Origin of the sequence: Pseudomonas sp. PDM30, assembly GCF_019218985.1 — a bacterium.
GTDB classification, from domain to species: Bacteria; Pseudomonadota; Gammaproteobacteria; order Pseudomonadales; family Pseudomonadaceae; genus Aquipseudomonas; species Aquipseudomonas jessenii.
The window spans coordinates 275616-294006 of record NZ_JAHUWM010000004.1; the positions used below are offsets into that span (position 1 = coordinate 275616).

At 62.8% G+C, this 18391-nt stretch carries 20 protein-coding genes; all 20 read left to right on the plus strand.

The window, feature by feature from the left end; all coding sequences use genetic code 11:
* Positions 1–166 precede the first annotated feature (166 nt).
* The 20 genes from KW840_RS11800 to KW840_RS11895 are packed head-to-tail and all read left to right on the plus strand — an operon-like array spanning position 167 to position 18379.
* Positions 167–892 (plus strand): beta-ketoacyl synthase chain length factor, encoded by a 726-nt coding sequence (locus KW840_RS11800; protein WP_090452742.1) that lies wholly within the window; start codon positions 167–169, stop codon positions 890–892.
* On the plus strand, positions 868–1680 hold the full coding sequence (locus KW840_RS11805; protein WP_218495220.1) for a 1-acyl-sn-glycerol-3-phosphate acyltransferase: 813 nt from the start codon (positions 868–870) through the stop codon (positions 1678–1680). Before KW840_RS11800 ends, KW840_RS11805 begins: the two co-directional genes overlap by 25 nt.
* On the plus strand, positions 1658–1933 hold the full coding sequence (locus KW840_RS11810; protein WP_090452740.1) for a phosphopantetheine-binding protein: 276 nt from the start codon (positions 1658–1660) through the stop codon (positions 1931–1933). Before KW840_RS11805 ends, KW840_RS11810 begins: the two co-directional genes overlap by 23 nt.
* Positions 1934–1942: 9 nt before the next feature.
* Positions 1943–2197, plus strand: coding sequence for an acyl carrier protein (locus KW840_RS11815; RefSeq protein ID WP_007992314.1), 255 nt, complete (start codon positions 1943–1945; stop codon positions 2195–2197).
* Entirely contained in the window at positions 2194–2739 is a 546-nt protein-coding gene (locus KW840_RS11820; protein WP_218495221.1) for a hypothetical protein, read from the plus strand. Before KW840_RS11815 ends, KW840_RS11820 begins: the two co-directional genes overlap by 4 nt.
* The gene (locus KW840_RS11825) at positions 2736–4415 is read left to right on the plus strand and encodes an acyl-CoA synthetase family protein (protein ID WP_218495222.1); all 1680 of its coding nucleotides are present in this window, start codon (positions 2736–2738) and stop codon (positions 4413–4415) included. The genes KW840_RS11820 and KW840_RS11825 overlap by 4 nt, the downstream gene beginning before the upstream one ends.
* Entirely contained in the window at positions 4408–5142 is a 735-nt protein-coding gene (locus KW840_RS11830; protein WP_218495223.1) for a glycosyltransferase family 2 protein, read from the plus strand. Before KW840_RS11825 ends, KW840_RS11830 begins: the two co-directional genes overlap by 8 nt.
* Entirely contained in the window at positions 5139–6080 is a 942-nt protein-coding gene (locus KW840_RS11835) for a glycosyl transferase (RefSeq protein WP_218495224.1), read from the plus strand. Before KW840_RS11830 ends, KW840_RS11835 begins: the two co-directional genes overlap by 4 nt.
* A complete protein-coding gene (gene hutH, locus KW840_RS11840; RefSeq protein ID WP_218495225.1) occupies positions 6061–7605 on the plus strand; it encodes a histidine ammonia-lyase in 1545 nt (514 codons plus the stop codon). Before KW840_RS11835 ends, hutH begins: the two co-directional genes overlap by 20 nt.
* Positions 7598–8023: a thioesterase family protein gene (locus tag KW840_RS11845; RefSeq protein WP_057712319.1), complete on the plus strand. Its 426-nt coding sequence runs from the start codon at positions 7598–7600 to the stop codon at positions 8021–8023. The genes hutH and KW840_RS11845 overlap by 8 nt, the downstream gene beginning before the upstream one ends.
* Positions 8020–8724 (plus strand): outer membrane lipoprotein carrier protein LolA, encoded by a 705-nt coding sequence (locus KW840_RS11850; protein ID WP_218495226.1) that lies wholly within the window; start codon positions 8020–8022, stop codon positions 8722–8724. The genes KW840_RS11845 and KW840_RS11850 overlap by 4 nt, the downstream gene beginning before the upstream one ends.
* Positions 8708–11047: an MMPL family transporter gene (locus tag KW840_RS11855; RefSeq protein WP_218495227.1), complete on the plus strand. Its 2340-nt coding sequence runs from the start codon at positions 8708–8710 to the stop codon at positions 11045–11047. The genes KW840_RS11850 and KW840_RS11855 overlap by 17 nt, the downstream gene beginning before the upstream one ends.
* Entirely contained in the window at positions 11044–12204 is a 1161-nt protein-coding gene (locus KW840_RS11860) for a sodium:proton antiporter (protein WP_218495228.1), read from the plus strand. The genes KW840_RS11855 and KW840_RS11860 overlap by 4 nt, the downstream gene beginning before the upstream one ends.
* The gene (locus KW840_RS11865) at positions 12191–13438 is read left to right on the plus strand and encodes an NAD(P)/FAD-dependent oxidoreductase (protein ID WP_218495229.1); all 1248 of its coding nucleotides are present in this window, start codon (positions 12191–12193) and stop codon (positions 13436–13438) included. The genes KW840_RS11860 and KW840_RS11865 overlap by 14 nt, the downstream gene beginning before the upstream one ends.
* Positions 13435–14160, plus strand: coding sequence for a class I SAM-dependent methyltransferase (locus KW840_RS11870; RefSeq protein ID WP_090452726.1), 726 nt, complete (start codon positions 13435–13437; stop codon positions 14158–14160). The genes KW840_RS11865 and KW840_RS11870 overlap by 4 nt, the downstream gene beginning before the upstream one ends.
* Entirely contained in the window at positions 14160–14777 is a 618-nt protein-coding gene (locus KW840_RS11875) for a hypothetical protein (RefSeq protein WP_218495230.1), read from the plus strand. Before KW840_RS11870 ends, KW840_RS11875 begins: the two co-directional genes overlap by 1 nt.
* A complete protein-coding gene (locus KW840_RS11880; protein ID WP_218495231.1) occupies positions 14774–15970 on the plus strand; it encodes a beta-ketoacyl-[acyl-carrier-protein] synthase family protein in 1197 nt (398 codons plus the stop codon). Before KW840_RS11875 ends, KW840_RS11880 begins: the two co-directional genes overlap by 4 nt.
* The gene (locus tag KW840_RS11885; RefSeq protein WP_057712326.1) at positions 15967–16425 is read left to right on the plus strand and encodes a hotdog family protein; all 459 of its coding nucleotides are present in this window, start codon (positions 15967–15969) and stop codon (positions 16423–16425) included. The genes KW840_RS11880 and KW840_RS11885 overlap by 4 nt, the downstream gene beginning before the upstream one ends.
* Complete coding sequence (fabG, locus tag KW840_RS11890) at positions 16425–17153, plus strand: 3-oxoacyl-ACP reductase FabG (protein WP_102671137.1); 729 nt, start codon at positions 16425–16427, stop codon at positions 17151–17153. Before KW840_RS11885 ends, fabG begins: the two co-directional genes overlap by 1 nt.
* A complete protein-coding gene (locus KW840_RS11895) occupies positions 17153–18379 on the plus strand; it encodes a beta-ketoacyl-ACP synthase (protein ID WP_154861171.1) in 1227 nt (408 codons plus the stop codon). Before fabG ends, KW840_RS11895 begins: the two co-directional genes overlap by 1 nt.
* Positions 18380–18391 lie beyond the last annotated feature (12 nt).

Below are 18391 nucleotides of genomic sequence, written 5' to 3' on the forward strand. Positions count from 1 at the left end.
TTTTTGCGAACCTGCCGCTTCATCTTCTGAGCAAAATGTAACCAGCATTTGCTACACGTTCCCGGCACCGGGATAATGCGCGCCACTCGGCGCCAAACGCCACGCAGGGTAAGTCTCGGCCCTCGGCCACTCCCCCGCGTCAAGTAAGCCCGTGAGGGTGGGATGAATGTCTGTGATCAACTTCAACATCGCCCAATGGCGCGCCTGGGCCCCGGGGCTTGATAGCGTGTCCGATTGGCAGGCCTGGTGCCGACAACCGGTCGTGCTGCCGGACAGCGATGCCGCTCCCGACGTTTCCTTTCTGCCGGCCATGCAGCGTCGACGGCTCAGCCGTCTGGCGCGCATGGCATTCAGTGTCGGCTGGCCTTTGGCCGAAGGTCGGCAGGATCTGCCATTGGTCTTTGTTTCCCGTCACGGCGAAACGCCCCGCACCGTCGATATTCTCAGTGATCTGGCCGCCGACCAGCCGCTGTCGCCGACCCGGTTCAGCTTGTCGGTGCATAACGCGATCATCGGCTTGTGGTCGATCATGCGGGGTGAAACCAGCGAAATGACCGCCCTGGCCGCCGCAGGCGATGGCCTGGAACACGGCATGCTTGAAGCTGCCGCGCTGCTGGCTGAAGGCGCTCGCGCGGTACTGCTGGTGGTCACCGAAGAGAAGCCACCCGAGGCTTACTCGACCTGGATCGACGACGTGCCGTTCCCTTATGCCGTCGGCTTGCTGATCACACCCGGTACCGACTGGCAGTTGTCCCTGAACAGCCCCTCGGATGCGTTGTCCAAACCCCGCTGGCCTCACGCGCTGAATCTGCTGTGTGCGCTGCTCGGCCAGCAAACCACCTGCCAACATGCCTGGAAAAATCGTGTATGGACCTGGCAACGCAACCCATGACCGAGAAAAACCGCGACGCCTATTACTGGCGTTTGCTGGCCACCGCCGCGAGCTTCGCCCTGTTCGGGCTGGGCGGGCTGTGCCTGCGCCTGGTGATTTTCCCTGTGCTGAACTGGCTGCCGGGCGACGCCCGGACCCATCGGCTGCGGGCCCGGCAAACGGTCAGCCGCTGTTTCTGGATTTTTGTGCGTTTCATGGCCCGTACCGGGGTACTGACCTATAACATTGAGGGTGCGGAGAAACTCGGTCGCCCCGGGCAAATGATCATTGCCAATCACCCATCGCTGATCGACGTGGTGTTTCTGATCGGTCTGGTGCGCCACGCCAACTGCGTGGTCAAGCAAAGCCTCTGGGAAAACCCTTTCACCCGCGGGCCGCTGGGTTGCACCGAATACATCAGCAACGACGGCAGCATGGACATGCTCGACGCGGCTGCCGACGCGCTGAAAGACGGTCAGACCCTGATCATTTTCCCGGAAGGTACGCGCACCCAGCCCGGCCAACCGCCGGCCTTTCATCGGGGCGGCGCGGCAATCGCCCTGCGTGGTGCGAAAATCCTCACCCCGGTCATTATCAAGGTCAGCCCGACCACATTGACCAAGGCCGAACCCTGGTATCGCATCCCCAAGCGGCGCGTGCACTTCAGTTTCCGGGTCGGGGCCGATATAGACCCACAGACCTTCGCCACGCAGGGGCCGGCTCCGCAGGCCTCGCGCAAGCTCAACGATTATTTGCATTCTTACTTCATCAAGGAGCTCGCCGAAGATGAGCGATCTGAACACCCCTAGCCTGGTGCTGGAAATCAAAGAACTGATCATCGACGCCCTGGGCCTCGAAGACATCAGCGCCCAAGACATCGGCAACGAGCAGACGCTGTTCGGCGAAGGCCTGGGCCTGGACTCGGTGGACGCCCTGGAACTGGGCCTGGCCATCCAGAAAAAGTACGGCATCAAAATCGACGCCGATGCCAAGGACACACGCAACCACTTCAGTAACGTGGCGAGCCTTGCGGCGTTCGTCACCGCAAAACAGGCAGCTTGAGACCGGACCATGCAAACTCGTGACGACATTTTCAACACCCTGCGCGATGCCTTGGTCGAGCTTTTCGAACTGGACCCTGAGCGTGTGAGCCTGGAATCCAACCTGTATCAGGACCTGGAAATCGACAGCATCGACGCGGTCGACCTGATCGATCACATCAAACGTCAGACCGGCAAGAAAATCGCCGCCGAAGAATTCAAATCGGTGCGTACCGTCAGTGACGTGGTCGAGGCGGTCTACCGTCTGGTTCAACCCGCCGCATGAATCGACTGATTGGCCTCGGCCTGCTGCTGGCAGGCCTTTTGTATCCCTTTGCGGTGTATTTCGGCATGGAGCATTTCGCCCCGTGGCAGTTCGGGCTGCTGCTGGGCGGGCTGTGGCTGGCCCGGGCGCTGACCGGCAAACGACGGCCCGGCAGCCTGTGGATGGCCACGGTGGCCATTGTGTTCTGCCTGTTGCTGGCACTGTTCGACAGCCCGGTGTTGTTGCGCTGGTATCCGGTGTTGATCAGCAGCTTCATGTTGGTGCTGTTCGGATCGAGCCTGACATTCGGCCCACCGATCGTTGAACGCCTGGCCCGGGTACGCGAGCCGCAATTGCCGGCCGAGGGCATTCGCTATACCCGTCAGGTGACCATCGCCTGGAGCGTTTTTTTTCTTTGCAACGGTTTGTGTGCCGCCGCCCTGACCCTCTGGGCGCCGCTGAGCTGGTGGACGTTGTACACCGGCCTGATTTCCTACGGATTGATAGGCCTGATGTTTGCCATTGAATGGCTCATACGAATAAGGGTACGAGGCCACCCATGAATTGGATAAAACTTGAGCACCTGCTGCTCAAGGCTCAGCCGGAGCGCACCGTAACCACTGCTCCGGCACTGGATCACGCCCGACTGTGCGAACAGGCGCTGCGCCTGGCCGCCGGCCTGCAAGCCCGGGGCGTGCGGCAGATGGCCGTACACCTTGAGGATGCGGCCGATCTGGCGGTCGCACTGCTTGGCGCCTGGCGTGCCGGAGTCAGCGTGCTGCTGCCGTCTGACCTGCAACCGCAGACCCGTAAACGCTGGTCAGGCGAAGTTGACCTGTGGCTGAGCGATCAGCCCGACGATGCACACCTGAGCGACTTTCGTCATCCACCGCTGAGTGCGGCGACGCTGGACCTCGATCACTGCCAACTCAGCCTGTGCACATCGGGCTCCAGTGGCGAACCCAAGCGCATCGAAAAACACCTGCGCCAACTGGCCAATGAAGTCGAAGCCCTGGAACAGCTGTGGGGCTCTGGCCTGGGCCCGGCGTGCATCATTGGCAGCGTCGCCACCCAGCACATCTACGGACTGTTGTTCCGGGTGCTGTGGCCGCTGTGCGCCGGGCGCCCGTTTGTACGTCGGCAATTGGCCTTTCCGGAAGACCTGCAACGCGCCAGCCGCGAGTACCCGGCCTTCGCCTGGGTGGCCAGCCCGGCGCTGCTCAAGCGCATGGGCGACAACCTCGACTGGTCGGCCTTGAGCGCCGTGCGCCGGGTGTTTTCCTCCGGCGGCGCATTGCCGGTCGAGGCCGCAAAGAGCCTGCATGAGCGCCTGGGGCAATGGCCAACGGAAATTTTCGGCAGTTCGGAAACCGGTGGCATCGCCTGGCGTCAGGGCGCTGAACTCTGGCGGCCGTTTGCCGATGTCACGCTGACTCAAGACAGTGATGGAGCGCTGTTGATCGCTTCGCCCTACTTGCCTGGCGGCCATGTCGAACAGACTGCCGATTCAGCGCGCATCGCCGCCGATGGTCGCTTCGAATTGCTCGGGCGACTGGACCGGATCGTCAAACTGGAAGAAAAACGCATCTCGCTGCCGATGCTGGAACAGGCGCTGACGACCCATGAATGGGTCATCGAAGCTCGGCTCGGCGTCGTTCAGGAAAACCGCGCCTCCCTGGGGGCGCTGTTGGTGCTGAGCGAGGCCGGTTTGCATGTGCTGCGCAATCACGGTCGACGCAGCCTCACCGAGCAATTGCGCCAGCACCTGAGCCAACACTGCGAAGCCCTGGCCCTGCCAAGACGCTGGCGCCTGCTGCGACAACTGCCACTGAACGCTCAGGGCAAACTGCCCCAGGCCGACGTCGACGCCCTGCTGTTGGCGCCGCGCCCCAAAGCGCCCGAGGTGCTGGAGCAAGTCGAAAGCAATGGCGAGTGGAGCCTGCAACTGGCCGTGCCACCGGACCTGGCCTACTTCAGCGGTCATTTCCCCAAGGCGCCTGTGTTGCCTGGCGTGGTGCAGGTGGACTGGGCGCTGAGCCTGGGCCGGCAACTGATGAACCTGCCGAAAAAATTCGCCGGCATGGAAGTCTTGAAGTTCCAGCAACTGGTGCGCCCGGGAGACGAAATCCAGCTGCATCTGCGCTACGACCCGGCGCGCGGCAAATTGTATTTCGCCTATCGCAACGAAACCGCCACCTGCTCAAGCGGGCGGATCTTGCTGGAGGCGGAGCATGCATAGCCCCTGCGCCGTCGTCCCCGTGTACAACCACGAAAGCGCCATCACTACGGTGGTCGATGCCCTGATCACCAGCAACCTGCCGTGCATTCTGGTGGACGATGCCAGCAGCCCGAGCTGCGCCCGGGTGCTGGATCGCCTGGCCCAGCGTGAAATGGTTTACCTGATCCGGCTGGCCGAAAACCAGGGCAAGGGTGGCGCGGTCATGACCGGTTTGCGCGAAGCTTCGCGCCTGGGTTTCAGCCATGCCTTGCAGGTGGATGCAGATGGCCAGCACGATTTGCAGGACGTCAGGCGTTTCATCGAACAATCACGCCGCTACCCACGAGCGTTGATTTGCGGCTATCCGCAATATGACGCCAGCGTGCCGAAAGGCCGTTTGTATGCGCGCTACCTGACTCACGTCATGGTCTGGATCAACACCCTGTCATTGCAGATTCGCGACTCCATGTGCGGTTTCCGGGTTTACCCATTGCCGCCGGTCCTGGCGGTGATCGAGTCAGCGAAAATCGGCAAGCGCATGGACTTCGACTCGGACATCCTGGTGCGCCTGACCTGGCGCAATCAGCCGATGCAATGGCTGCAAACCAAAGTCCATTACCCGCTGGACGGCGTTTCGCATTTTCGGATGTTCCACGACAACGTCCTGATTTCCAGCATGCACACGCGGCTGTTCTTCGGCATGTTGCTGCGCGCGCCAGTGATCCTCTGGCGACGGTGGCGGGCATGAGTTCAGACAAGCAGCATTGGGCCGACCGCGAAGAACGGGGCAGTTTCTGGCTGATGAAGCTCACCGCGTTCGGTGCCAAAGTGCTGGGCCGTCGAGTACTGAGCCCAGTGTTGTACGGCATCGTGTTGTACTTTTTTTTGTTCGGCCGCAGCGCCCGACACAGCGCCTGGCAATACCAGCAACGCCTGGCCGACTGGAGCGGTCGCAGCGAACTGCGCCCGAGCCACTGGCGGGTGTTCGGCCAGTTCATGGCTTTCGCCGATTCCATGCTCGACAAACTCGACGTATGGAACGGCAAGCTGAGCATCGAACAGATCGAAATCATCGACCCGGCGCTGCTGCGCGACCAGTTGCGCGGCGCCCGCGGGCAAATGCTGGTGGGCGCGCACCTGGGTAATCTGGAAGTCTGCCGCGCACTGGCGGAGCTCGGCGAGAAAGTCACGATGAACGTGCTGGTGCACACCAAGCACGCCGAACAGTTCAACCGTTTGCTGGGCGAAGCCGGGGCGACCAATTTGCGCCTGATCCAGGTCAGCGAACTGGACCCCGGGATCATGCTGCAACTGAGCGAGCGCCTGGAACGCGGCGAGTGGCTGGCGATTGCCGGCGACCGAGTGCCGCTGCATGGCGGGCGCTGCGTGACCGTGGACTTTCTCGGTCATCCGGCCAGGTTCCCCCAAGGCCCGTGGCTGCTGGCCGGCCTGCTGAAATGCCCGGTCAACCTGCTGCTGTGCCTGAAAAAGCCCGACGGCGACTATCGACTGACCATTGAACCCTTCGCTGACGCAATCACCTGGAAGCGCAGCGACCGTGAACAGGTCATTCATCAGTGGGCCTCCCGCTACGCCGAACGCTTGGGTCACTATTGCCTCGAAGCGCCCCAACAATGGTTCAACTTTTACCCTTTCTGGAAGACCGATGACGACGCCAACGCTTGAGCCGGTAACCTTCGGCGAACGCCCTTTGCGCATTGAAGATGTGCTGGCACTGGCCAACCGCAAGGTGCCGACGCAGTTGCAAAGCGACCCTGCCTACCGCGAGCGCATCGCCAAGGGCGCGCGTTTTCTGGACTCTCTGCTGGACAAGGAAGGCGTGATCTACGGCGTAACCACCGGTTATGGCGATTCCTGCGTGGTCGCGGTGCCGCTGCATCACGTCGAGGCGCTGCCCCGTCACCTGTACACCTTCCACGGCTGCGGCCTGGGCAAACTGCTCGACGCCCAGGCCACCCGCGCGGTACTGGCGGCGCGTTTGCAGTCGTTGTGCCACGGTGTTTCCGGGGTGCGCGTGGAGCTGCTGGAGCGCCTGCAGGCGTTCCTTGAACACGACATCCTGCCGCTGATTCCGGAGGAAGGTTCGGTGGGCGCCAGTGGTGACCTGACGCCGCTTTCGTACGTTGCCGCCACGCTGTCCGGCGAACGCGAAGTGATGTTCCGCGGCGAGCGCCGGCAGGCTGCCGATGTGCACCGCGAACTCGGCTGGCAGCCACTGGTGTTGCGTCCGAAAGAAGCCCTGGCGCTGATGAACGGCACCGCGGTGATGACCGGTCTGGCCTGCCTGGCGTACGCCCGCGCCGATTACCTGCTGCATCTGGCCACGCGCATCACCGCGCTGAACGTGGTCGCCCTGCAAGGCAACCCGGAGCACTTCGACGAGCGCCTGTTCGCGACCAAGCCACACCCGGGGCAGATGCAGGTCGCCGCGTGGTTGCGCCAGGACCTGGCCATCGACGCGCCAACCGCACCACTGCATCGCCTGCAAGACCGTTATTCCCTGCGCTGCGCGCCCCATGTGCTGGGCGTACTGGCCGACAGCCTGAACTGGCTGCGCTCGTTCATCGAGATCGAGCTCAACAGCGCCAACGACAACCCGATCATCGACGCCGAGGCCGAGCGCGTACTGCACGGTGGGCACTTCTACGGCGGGCACATCGCCTTCGCCATGGACAGCCTGAAAAACCTCGTGGCCAACGTCGCCGACCTGCTGGATCGGCAACTCGCGCTGCTGGTGGACGAGCGCTACAACCATGGCTTGCCGAGCAACCTGTCGGGCGCCACGGCCGACCGCGCCATGCTCAACCACGGCTTCAAGGCGGTGCAAATCGGCACCAGCGCCTGGACCGCCGAAGCGCTGAAGAACACCATGCCGGCCAGCGTCTTCTCGCGTTCCACCGAATGCCACAACCAGGACAAAGTGAGCATGGGCACCATCGCCGCCCGGGATGCGATCCGCGTGCTGGAACTCACCGAACAGGTGGCGGCCGCTACGCTGCTGGCGGCCAATCAGGGCGTCTGGCTGCGCGGCCAGGTCGAAGATGCACGCCCCCTGCCACCCGCGTTGGCCGCCATGCATGAAGCCTTGGCCAAGGACTTCCCACCGGTCATCGAAGACCGCGCACTGGAAGGCGAATTGCGCCTGTGCCTGCAACGCATCGCCGAACAACACTGGAGGCTGCATGCGTAGCAAGGGATTTCTCTACACCGACACGGAAATCGTCGTACCGTTCTTTGACGTCGACAGCATGCACGTGGTCTGGCACGGCCATTACGTCAAATACCTGGAAGTCGCCCGCTGTGCGCTGCTGGACAAGATCGGCCACAACTACACGGCGATGAACGAATCCGGCTATGCGTGGCCGGTGATCGACCTGCAATTGCGCTACGTGCGCGGGGCGGTGTTCGGTCAGAAACTCAACGTGCGCGCCAACCTGGTGGAGTGGGAGAACCGCTTGAAGATCAACTACCTGATCAGCGACCTGCAAACCGGTGAGCGCCTGACCCGGGCCATGTCGGTACAGGTCGCCGTCGACATTGCCAGCCGCGAGATGCAACTGGCCTCGCCGAAGGTCTTTACCGATGCTGTCGAGAAGGCCCTGCCATGATGTTCTGCCATCCCCGTTCCCCTGTAGGAGCGAGCCTGCTCGCGATGGTCGTTAACGATAACGCTGGGTATCTGACACCCCGTGGCGCCCTCAGGTTTTTCGCGAGCAAGCTCGCTCCTACAGTGTTCTGCGTGCTACTGGGCATTCCAGGGCTGGCCAGCGCCTTCGATCTGCAACAGCTCAGCGATCAACTGGCCAGACCCGAGGTGATCCACGGCAGTTTCATCCAGGAAAAACACCTGCGCGCCCTGCCCCAGCCGCTGACCAGCAAGGGCACGTTCGTGCTGGCAAAAAACCACGGCCTGTTATGGCTGTTGAAAACGCCCTTGCAACAGGACTATCGCATCACCGCCAAAGGCATTGCCCGACGTGACGGCAGTGTTTGGCAAATGCTGCCGGGCAAAAGCGCCGGTGCCGAGCAGAACCGTTTGTTCCTCGCCGTGCTGCAAGGCGATAGCAGTGGCCTGCAACGGGATTTCGAGCTGTCCCTGAGCGGCGACGCGCAGAACTGGAAGCTCACGCTGCTGCCACGCTCGATGCTGCTCAAGCAGGTGTTCAACCAGATCAACATTACCGGCGCAGAACTGGTACACAGCATTGAGCTGCTCGAGACCCAGGGCGACAGCACGTTGTTGCGCATGCAGGACAGCACCAGCACCCAACCGTTGAGCGACGCGGAGCAGCATGACTTTGCCGAGTGAACGGTGGTTGCCACGGCTGTTTCTGATCCTGCTGCTGGCAGTACTGGCGCTCGCCGGTTGGCAATGGCGTGACGGCGCGCCGCTGTCGGCCAACCTGATGGATCTGGTGCCCGGCACAGCGCCCGATGCCCTGGAACTGCGCGCCGAACAACGCATGCAAGAACCGCTGAACCGCGAAATGCTGGTGCTGGTCGGCCACAGCGATCGCCAGCGGGCCGTCGCCATGGCGCAGACACTCGGCGAACAATGGCAGGCCAGCGGCGTGTTCGAAAAGGTCCAATGGACCCTGCAAGCCGACTTGCCGGCGCTGCGCACGCAGTTGCTGCAAGGTCGCCTGGCGATGCTCCAGGCGGCGGACCGACAACTTCTGATCGAGCACCCCGACACTTTTATCCAGCAGCGGGTGCAGGCGTTGTTCGACCCGTTCAACGGTTACAGCCTGGTGCCGAGCCAGGACGACTGGCTGGGCCTGACCGGGCGCATCCAGAACAGCCAGCCGCAACGTGGTTCGGTGCAACTGGACATCGGCAGCGGCGCTCTGGTCGCCGATGCCGATGGCAAGAGCTGGGTGCTGCTGCGCGCGCGCACCACCGGCAACGCCTTCGACATGAACCTGCCACTGCAAGTGGCCGACCTGCTCAAGCACAGCCGCGAAGAAGCCGCCCGGCACGACGTGCAACTGCTCGCCGCCAGCGGCCTGTTGTACGCAGCCAGTGGGCAGCAGCAGGCCGCCCGGGAGATGACCTGGGTCGGCGGCGGTGCCACCGTGGGGATTTTGTTGCTGCTGCTGTTGGCCTTCCGGCGCTGGCGCGTTTTGCTGGCCTTCGTGCCGGTGCTGGTGGGCATGCTCTTCGGTGCGGTGGCCTGCGTTGCGTTGTTCGGCCATATGCACGTAATGACCCTGGTGCTGGGTTCGAGCCTGATTGGTGTCGCGGTCGACTACCCCCTGCATTACCTGTCCAAGAGCTGGAGCCTGAAACCCTGGCGCAGCTGGCCAGCCCTGCGCCTGACCCTGCCGGGCTTGACCCTGAGCCTGATCACCAGCGGCATCGGTTACCTGGCCCTGGCCTGGACACCCTTCCCGGCGCTGACCCAGATTGCCGCGTTCTCTGCCGCAGGGTTGCTCGGCGCCTATTTGTCCGCCGTGTGCCTGCTGCCGGCATTGCTCAAGGGCGTAGACCTGCGCCCGGCGCACTGGCCATTGCGCGTTTGCGAGTTTTTGCTGGGTTGCCGTGAAGCGCTGCTCAAACAGCTGAAAACGCCAGTCTTGCTGGCGCTGCTGGTCGCCTTTTGCGTGGGCGGCCTGTTGCAGCTGAGCAGCAAAAACGACATCCGCCAGTGGATCAGCGCACCGCAACAATTGACCGACGAAGCCCAGGCCATTGCCCGAATCACCGGCTATCAACCCACCAGCCAGTTCTTCCTGATACGCGCCGCCAATCAGCAGCAACTGCTCGAACGCCAGAACGCACTGCGCGAACGACTGGATCAATTGACAGGCCTGGAAAAGCTCCAGGGTTATCTGTCGCTCAATCAACTGGTCAGCCCGCCGAACGAACAGCAACAGGTGCGCGCAGCGTTGAGCAAACTGTCTTCGTTCTGGCAACCCTTGCTCGAAGTCGGCGTACCGGTCGAGGCGCTGCAAGCCGAGCTGACGAAGCTTCAGGCATTGCCGACCGTGGACATCGAAGCAGCGCTGAGCGGCCCGTTGGCAGAACCCTACCGGGCCCTGTGGCTGGGGCCGACCGAAGACGGCGTGGCGGCAATGGTCAGCCTGCAAGGCATCAACAACACGGCCCTGCTGCGGCTCCAGGGCGAGGATCTGCCCGGCGTGACACTGGTGGATCGACTGGGTGAGTTGAACAACGTCTTCGCGGCCACCCAAATCAGTGCCGCGGAACTGAAACTCGCCTCCTGCGTGTTGATCGTGCTGGTGCTGATCCTGCCATTCGGCCTGGGCGGTGCGTTGCGCATCGTGTCCCTGCCCCTGCTCGCGGCGTTGTGCAGCCTGGCCAGCCTCGGCTGGCTAGGGCAGCCGCTGACCCTGTTCAGCCTGTTCGGCCTGCTGCTGGTGACGGCGATCAGCGTCGATTACGCGATCCTGATGCGCGAACAGGTCGGTGGCGCAGCCGTGAGCCTGCTGGGCACCCTGCTGGCGGCATTGACCACCTGGCTGTCGTTCGGCCTGCTGGCGGTATCGAGCACCCCGGCGGTGAGCAACTTCGGACTGTCGGTGAGCCTGGGCCTGATCTTCAGCTTCCTGCTCGCACCGTGGGCCGGTCGCCAGGTGCATGAGCCCACGGCCGTGGAGCGGGCAACATGATGGTCGTTCTGTTCTGGGCGATGGCATTGGTGTTGTTCGCCTTGGCGACCCGTGTCGGCCGGCATTTCGGCCTGATTCCCATCGTCAGCCAGTTGTTGCTGGCGACCCTCGGCTTGCCGCTGTTGATGTATTTCTGGATCGAGCCCCAATGGCAATTGAGCGGTGCGCAGCTGGTGTCGCCGGGCTGGCTGAAGAACCTCTACAGCCTGAGCTTTGCCCTGTTGCTGGGCTACATCCTCAGCGATGTGATCGACCTGCAACTGGATCGCCAAAGCCTGAAAATCGCCCTGCCCAGTTTTTGCATTCCGTTTGCCTGCGGCCTGGCCACGGCCGTCTGGCTGTTGCCGCCGCAACCGTGGATCAGCTCGCTGGCCGTAGGCCTGTTGTTCGCCATCACCGCGATTCCGGTGTTGTACCTGTACCTGCGGCACATCGATTACCCGCCCACCGCCACCCGGCGACTGGTGCAAACCGCGATCCTCATCGACCTCGCCTGCTGGACCCTGTTCGGTATCGCCCAGGGCAGCCTGCACCTGAGCAGCCTGTTGCTGCCCCTGGCCGGCGCGTGCCTCCCGGTGCTGCTGCGGCTGCTGGGCCTGCGCCAGACGTGGCTCTACAGCCTGAGCTTTTTCGCCCTGCTGGTCGTCGCCGAACACTTCAAGCTCAATGCACTGATTTTCGGTATCGGCTATGTGTTGATCATGGCCGCGCTGAAAGCCCCACTGGTCCTGCCGTTGCCGGCCATCTGGATGAGCCGCTTGCAGACATACATCGCCATCCCGCTGATCCTCACGTTCGGCATCGTGCAGATCAACGTGCACAGCGCGATGGACAGCCTCGGCTGGGGGCAACTGGTCGCCCTGCTGCTGTTGCCGATGCTGAGCAAACTGCTGGGCAACTGGCTCGGCCTCGGTTGGGCCGGGGCCTCGTTCCAGGGCGCCAGCCGCTGGCGGGAAAGTGTGCTGCTGAACATCCGTGGCTTGAGCGAGATCGTTTTTCTCAACCTGCTGCTGCAACAGCAACTCATCAGCCCGCCGCTGTACTTTGCCCTGATGCTGATGGGCCTGATCGCTACACTGCTGCCAGCCCTGACCGGCATGCACCGAATCCCCCTGAAAGCCGCTGTCCCCGCAAGGAGCCCCCATGCCAACCGTTGAGATGGAATGCCGCCAGGTCGTGATCATCGGCGCCGGACCTTCCGGCGCCATCGCCGCCGCGTTGCTCAAGCGCAAGGGACACGATGTGCTGGTGATCGAGCGGCAGCATTTTCCACGGTTTTCCATCGGCGAAAGCCTGTTGGCCCATTGCCTGGATTTCGTCGAAGAAGCGGGCATGCTCGACGCCGTCAACGCCGCCGGCTTCCAGCTGAAAACCGGTGCCGCGTTTGCCTGGGGCGAGCGCTACAGCGCCTTCGATTTCGGCGAGACGTTCAGCCACGGCAAATCGACGACCTTTCAGGTCCAGCGCGCCGATTTCGATAAGCTGCTGGCCGATCAGGCCGCGCTGCAAGGCGTGGAGATCCGCTATGGCGAAACCATCGTCAGCGTCGACATTGCCCCGGGGAAACCGCAGCTCGGCGTGCGCCGCGAAGACGGTAGCGAGTACCGCATCGAGGCTGACTTCCTGCTCGATGCGAGCGGTTACGGCCGCGTGCTGCCGCGCTTGCTCGACCTCGAGGCGCCGTCGAATTTCCCGGTGCGCCAGGCCGTGTTCACTCACGTCGAAGACCGTATCGACCACCCGGGCTTCGACCGCAGCAAAATCCTCGTGACCACTCATCCGACCCAGCGCGATGTTTGGTTCTGGACCATCCCGTTCAGCAACGGGCGCTGCTCGGTCGGCGTGGTCGCCGCAGAGGAGCGTTTCGCAGGCCGCAGCGACAATCTGGACGAGTGCCTGCGCGGCTTTATCGCCGAGACGCCAAGCCTGGCCCGCGTGTTGCAAAATGCGCAGTGGGACACCGAGGCCCGAACCATCGGCGGTTACTCGGCCAACGTCAAAACCCTGCACGGCCCGGGCTTCGCGCTGCTGGGCAATGCCGCGGAATTCCTCGACCCGGTGTTTTCCTCCGGAGTGACCATCGCCATGCGTTCGGCGAGCATGGCCGCTGGGGTATTGCACCGTCAGCTGCAAGGCGAAGTCGTCGACTGGCAAACCGAGTTCGCCGAACCGCTCAAGCGCGGCGTCGACACGTTCCGCTGCTATGTCGAAGGCTGGTACGCGGGGACATTCCAGGACGTGATTTTCCATGAGAGCAGCTCACCGGAAATCCGCGGGATGATCAGTTCCATTCTTGCCGGATATGCCTGGGACCGACGCAATCCGTTCGTCAGCGAAGCCAGGCGCCGGTTGAAGGCGATTTCGGAATTCTGTGCAAGGGATGCGTCATGAACTACTTGAGCGACAACTACGTCGAAGAAACCCGTTTCGGTTTGTGGTTCCTGCGCAGCCAGATCTGGCAACACTATGTGCTGCGGTTGGCGATCAACGACTTGCACAACCTGTTCAGCGAAGCGCTGCCTGTCAGCCCGGTGCTGCTGGATGCCGGTTGCGGCCAGGGCAAGTCATTCCCGCTGCTGCGCCAGGCCTTTGCGCCCGGTCGTCTGATTGGCGTCGATGCTGATCCACAAAGCCTGATCCAGAGCCGCGAAGAAGCGGCCCGCCAAGGCATGGAAGTGGAGTTGATCGGCGGCGACTGCGCCAGCCTGAACCTGCCGGACGCCAGTATCGACCTGCTGTTCTGTCACCAGACCTTCCATCACCTGGTGGAGCAGGAACAGGCACTGGCCGAGTTCTACCGCGTACTCAAACCCGGCGGTTATCTGCTGTTCGCCGAATCCACCGAGGCTTACATTGATACCTGGGTGATCCGCTGGTTGTTTCGCCACCCCATGCACGTGCAGAAAAGCGCTGCGCAGTACCTGCAAATGATTCGCCGGCAGGGTTTCGAATTTACCGCGCAAAACGTGTCTTATCCGTATCTGTGGTGGAGTCGCGCCAAGGATTTCGGCCTGCTCGAATATTTGGGTGTGTGCAAGCCAAAACCCTTTGGCCAACGGGAAGAAACCCTGGTCAATGTGGTGGCGCGCAAACCGTTTGAAGGAACTGTGTGATGTTCATTGCCAACCGCTTGAAACACCAAACCTGTGGGAGCGGGCTCGCTCGCGATAGCGGTGGGTCAGTCAATATCAATGTTGAATGTATCGCCGCCATCGCGAGCAAGCTCGCTCCCACAGGGGTAACCGGCGTTATGCGACTTCTGTTACTTGCCGTAGCCCTGCTTTTGGGTGCCTGCGCCGGCCGGGCGCCGCTGCCCGAGCAAAACCCGGATCTGCCGTTGCCGCTGCAACTGCACATCCAGCTCTTGCAGCCCGACGACCGCCAGGACTGGGTGCTGGTGATCCAGCGTGAAGAGACGGGTATTCGCTGGTCGATGATGGACCTGTTGGGCATTCCCCAGGCCCGCCAGAAATTGATCGATAAAACCTGGGAGTCCGATGGTTTCCTGCCGCCCAATCCGCAAGCCCGGGAACTGTTCGCGGCGCTACTGTTTGCGCTGACGCCGCAAGAAGAACTGGCGGCCAACTATCCCGGTGCCTGGCAGTACGGCAGACAACGGTCCCTGCCCGAGCGCTGGGACATTCGCTACGCACAACCGCAGAATTTTGAATTGAAGCTACCGCATGGTCCGAGCTATCAAGTCACGCCCCTGAGCGGTGAAACGCCATGACGGCTTACCTCAATGCCCTCGGACTGGTCTGCGCGCTGGGCCGTGACAGGCAGGAAGTCGCCCGCAACCTGTTTGCCGGCGACTGCGGCGGCATGTGCGAACAAACCGGGTGGGTGCCGCAACGCACGCTGCCGGTCGGTGCGGTCCTGGGCAAACTGGCAAGCATTCCGGCCGACATGTCGCGCCATCACAGTCGCAACAATCAGTTGTTGCTGGAGGCCACGCTGCAGATCCGCGCGGACATCGACAGCGCGATCCAGACCTACGGCCGCGACCGCATCGGTGTCGTGCTGGGCACCAGCACCTCGGGTATCGACGAGGCCAGCCAGGGCCTGGCGCATTACCTGCGTGAAAAGCAGTTCCCTGCCGAGTACGACTATCAGCAACAGGAACTCGGGGCGCCGGCGAACTTCCTCGCCGAGTGGCTGCAATTGAGCGGGCCGACCTATGTCATTTCCACGGCCTGCACCTCCAGCGCCCGGGCCTTGATGAGCGCCCAGCGCCTGTTGGACCTTGGCATGTGCGACGCGGTGCTGTGTGGCGGTGTCGACACCTTGTGCAAGCTGACACTCAACGGTTTCTCGGCGCTCGAAGCGGTCTCGGAACAACGCTGCAATCCGTTTTCGGTGAACCGCAATGGCATCAACATTGGCGAAGCGGCGGTGCTGTTCCTGATGACCAGACGTGCAGCCGACAGCCAGGCGATTGCCTTGCTCGGCAGCGGCGCCAGTTCCGATGCGCATCACATCTCCGCCCCGGAGCCGACTGGTCGTGGCGCCCTGCAAGCGATGCGCAAAGCCCTGGGCCGCGCCAACCTGCAACCGGAGCAGATCGCTTATCTGAACCTGCACGGCACCGCCACCCAGCACAACGACGCCATGGAAAGCCAGGCCGTGGCGACCCTGTTCCCGGCTGGCGTACCCTGTTCGTCGAGCAAACCCATGACCGGTCACACCCTCGGTGCCGCCGGGGCGCTGGAAGCGGCGTTCTGCTGGTTGAGCCTGAGCCCGGACAATCGCGAGCATGCCCTGCCACCCCACGTCTGGGACGGACAGCCCGATCCCGAATTGCCGCCGCTGCAATGGGTGACCCCGGCCACTCGCCTGACGTCCATTGCACCCCGCTACCTGATGAGCAATTCCTTTGCCTTCGGTGGCAACAACGTCAGCCTGATTATCGGAGACGCCCCATGATTGACTGGCCGATCGCCGAACTGCTGCCCCACGCGGGTGACATGATTCTTATCGATCAGATCCTGGCGTTCGATGAAGAGCAGATTCACACGCGCCTGACCGTCAAGCCCGATGGCCTGTTCAACCTCCCCGACGGCAGCCTGCCGGCCTGGGTCGGCATCGAACTGATGGCCCAGAGCGTGGCCGCCTTCGCCGGTTGCCATGCGCGCCAGCGCGGTGATGAGGTGGAATTGGGCTTCCTGCTCGGCAGTCGAAAATTCGAATGCAACGTCGAAAGTTTTCCGGCCGGCACCGAGTTGACCATCCACGGTATTCGCTCCCTGGAAGACGATAACGGCATGGGCGTGTTCGAATGCCACATCAACGCCCCTGGCATTCACGTTACCGCCCGTCTGAATGTGTTCCGCCCACCCCAGGCCGCTCAATATCTCCATGAACCCGAAGGAGTCCAGTGATGACTGAATCCGTACTGGTCACCGGTTCCAGCCGTGGCATCGGCCGCGCCATCGCCTTGCGCCTGGCCCAGGCCGGGCATGACATCGTGTTGCATTGCCGCAGCGGCCTGGCGGACGCCGAAGCCGTCAAGGCCGAAGTCGAGGCCTTGGGCCGTCGTGCGCGCATCCTGCAGTTCGACGTGGCCGACCGCGCCCGTTGCAAGGAAATTCTCGAAGCCGACGTGGAAACCCATGGCGCTTATTACGGCGTGGTGCTCAATGCCGGCCTGACCCGCGACGGTGCCTTTCCCGCCCTTAGCGAGGAGGATTGGGATGTGGTGATGCGCACCAACCTCGACGGTTTCTACAACGTGCTGCACCCGGTGATGATGCCGATGATCCGTCGTCGCGCCGCCGGGCGGATTGTCTGCATCACCTCGGTGTCGGGTTTGATCGGCAACCGTGGCCAGGTCAACTACAGCGCCTCCAAGGCCGGCTTGATCGGCGCGGCCAAGGCATTGGCGATCGAGCTGGGCAAGCGCAAAATCACCGTTAACTGTGTCGCACCCGGCCTGATCGACACAGCCATGCTCGACGAAAACGTGCCGGTGGAAGAACTGATGAAAATGATCCCCGCACAACGCATGGGCACCCCTGAAGAGGTGGCCGGCGCGGTGAATTTCCTGATGTCGGCGGAAGCCTCGTACATCACCCGGCAGGTTCTGGCCGTCAACGGAGGCCTGTGCTGATGAAGCGCGTCGTCGTCACCGGCATGGCCGGCATCACCTCACTGGGCAGCGACTGGGACACCATCGCCGGCAACTTCGCGGCCAACCGCAGCGGCATCCGCCGGATGGACGAGTGGGATCGTTTTACCGAACTCAACACGCGTCTGGCTGGCCCCATCGATGACTTCAAGGTGCCGAGCCACTGGACCCGCAAGCAACTGCGCAGCATGGGCCGGGTTTCGCGGCTTGCCGTGGGTGCGGCGGAGATGGCGCTGGCCGATGCCGGCCTGCTGGGCGACGAATCGATCAAGGACGGGCGCATGGGCGTCGCCTGTGGCTCCTCCACCGGCAGCACCGACGAGATCAAGGCGTTCGGCAACATGCTGCTCAACTCAGTGGCCGAAGGCCTGAACGCCAACTCCTACGTGCGGATGATGCCGCACACCACCGCGGCCAATATCAGCATCTTCTTCGGCCTCACCGGTCGCTTGATCCCGACGTCCAGCGCCTGCACCAGCGGCAGCCAGGGCATTGGCTATGCCTACGAGGCGATCAAGTTCGGGCGCTTGCCGCTGATGCTCGCCGGCGGTGCCGAGGAACTGTGCCCGACCGAAGCCATGGTCTTCGATGCGCTCTACGCCACCAGCCTGAAGAACGACACCCCGCAACGCAGCCCGCGCCCCTACGACACCGCACGCGACGGCCTGGTGATCGGCGAAGGCGGCGGTATGCTGGTGCTCGAAGAACTGGAACACGCCCTGGCCCGTGGCGCCCGCATCCATGCCGAGATCGTCGGTTTCGGCAGCAACGCCGACGGCCAGCACACCACCCGTCCCGAACAAATCACCATGCGCCGGGCCATGGAACTGGCCCTGGAGGACGCCGGGCTGGAACCTTCGGACATCGGCTACGTCAACGGCCACGGCACAGCCACCGAACAGGGCGACATTGCCGAAACCCTGGCCACCAGCAGCCTGTTCGGCGAGCACATGCCGATCAGCTCGCAGAAAAGCTTCCTCGGCCACACCCTCGGCGCCTGCGGTGCGCTGGAGTCCTGGTTCAGCATTGAAATGATGAACCGCGACCTGTACGCCCACACCTTCAACCTCGACGAAGTCGACCCGCACTGCGGCAAGCTCGATTACCTGCGCGGCGAGTTTCGGCAGATGAGCAACCAGTACGTGATGAACAATAACTTTGCGTTTGGCGGGGTTAATACGTCGCTGATTTTCAAGCGCTGGCCATAAACCTCTGTAGGA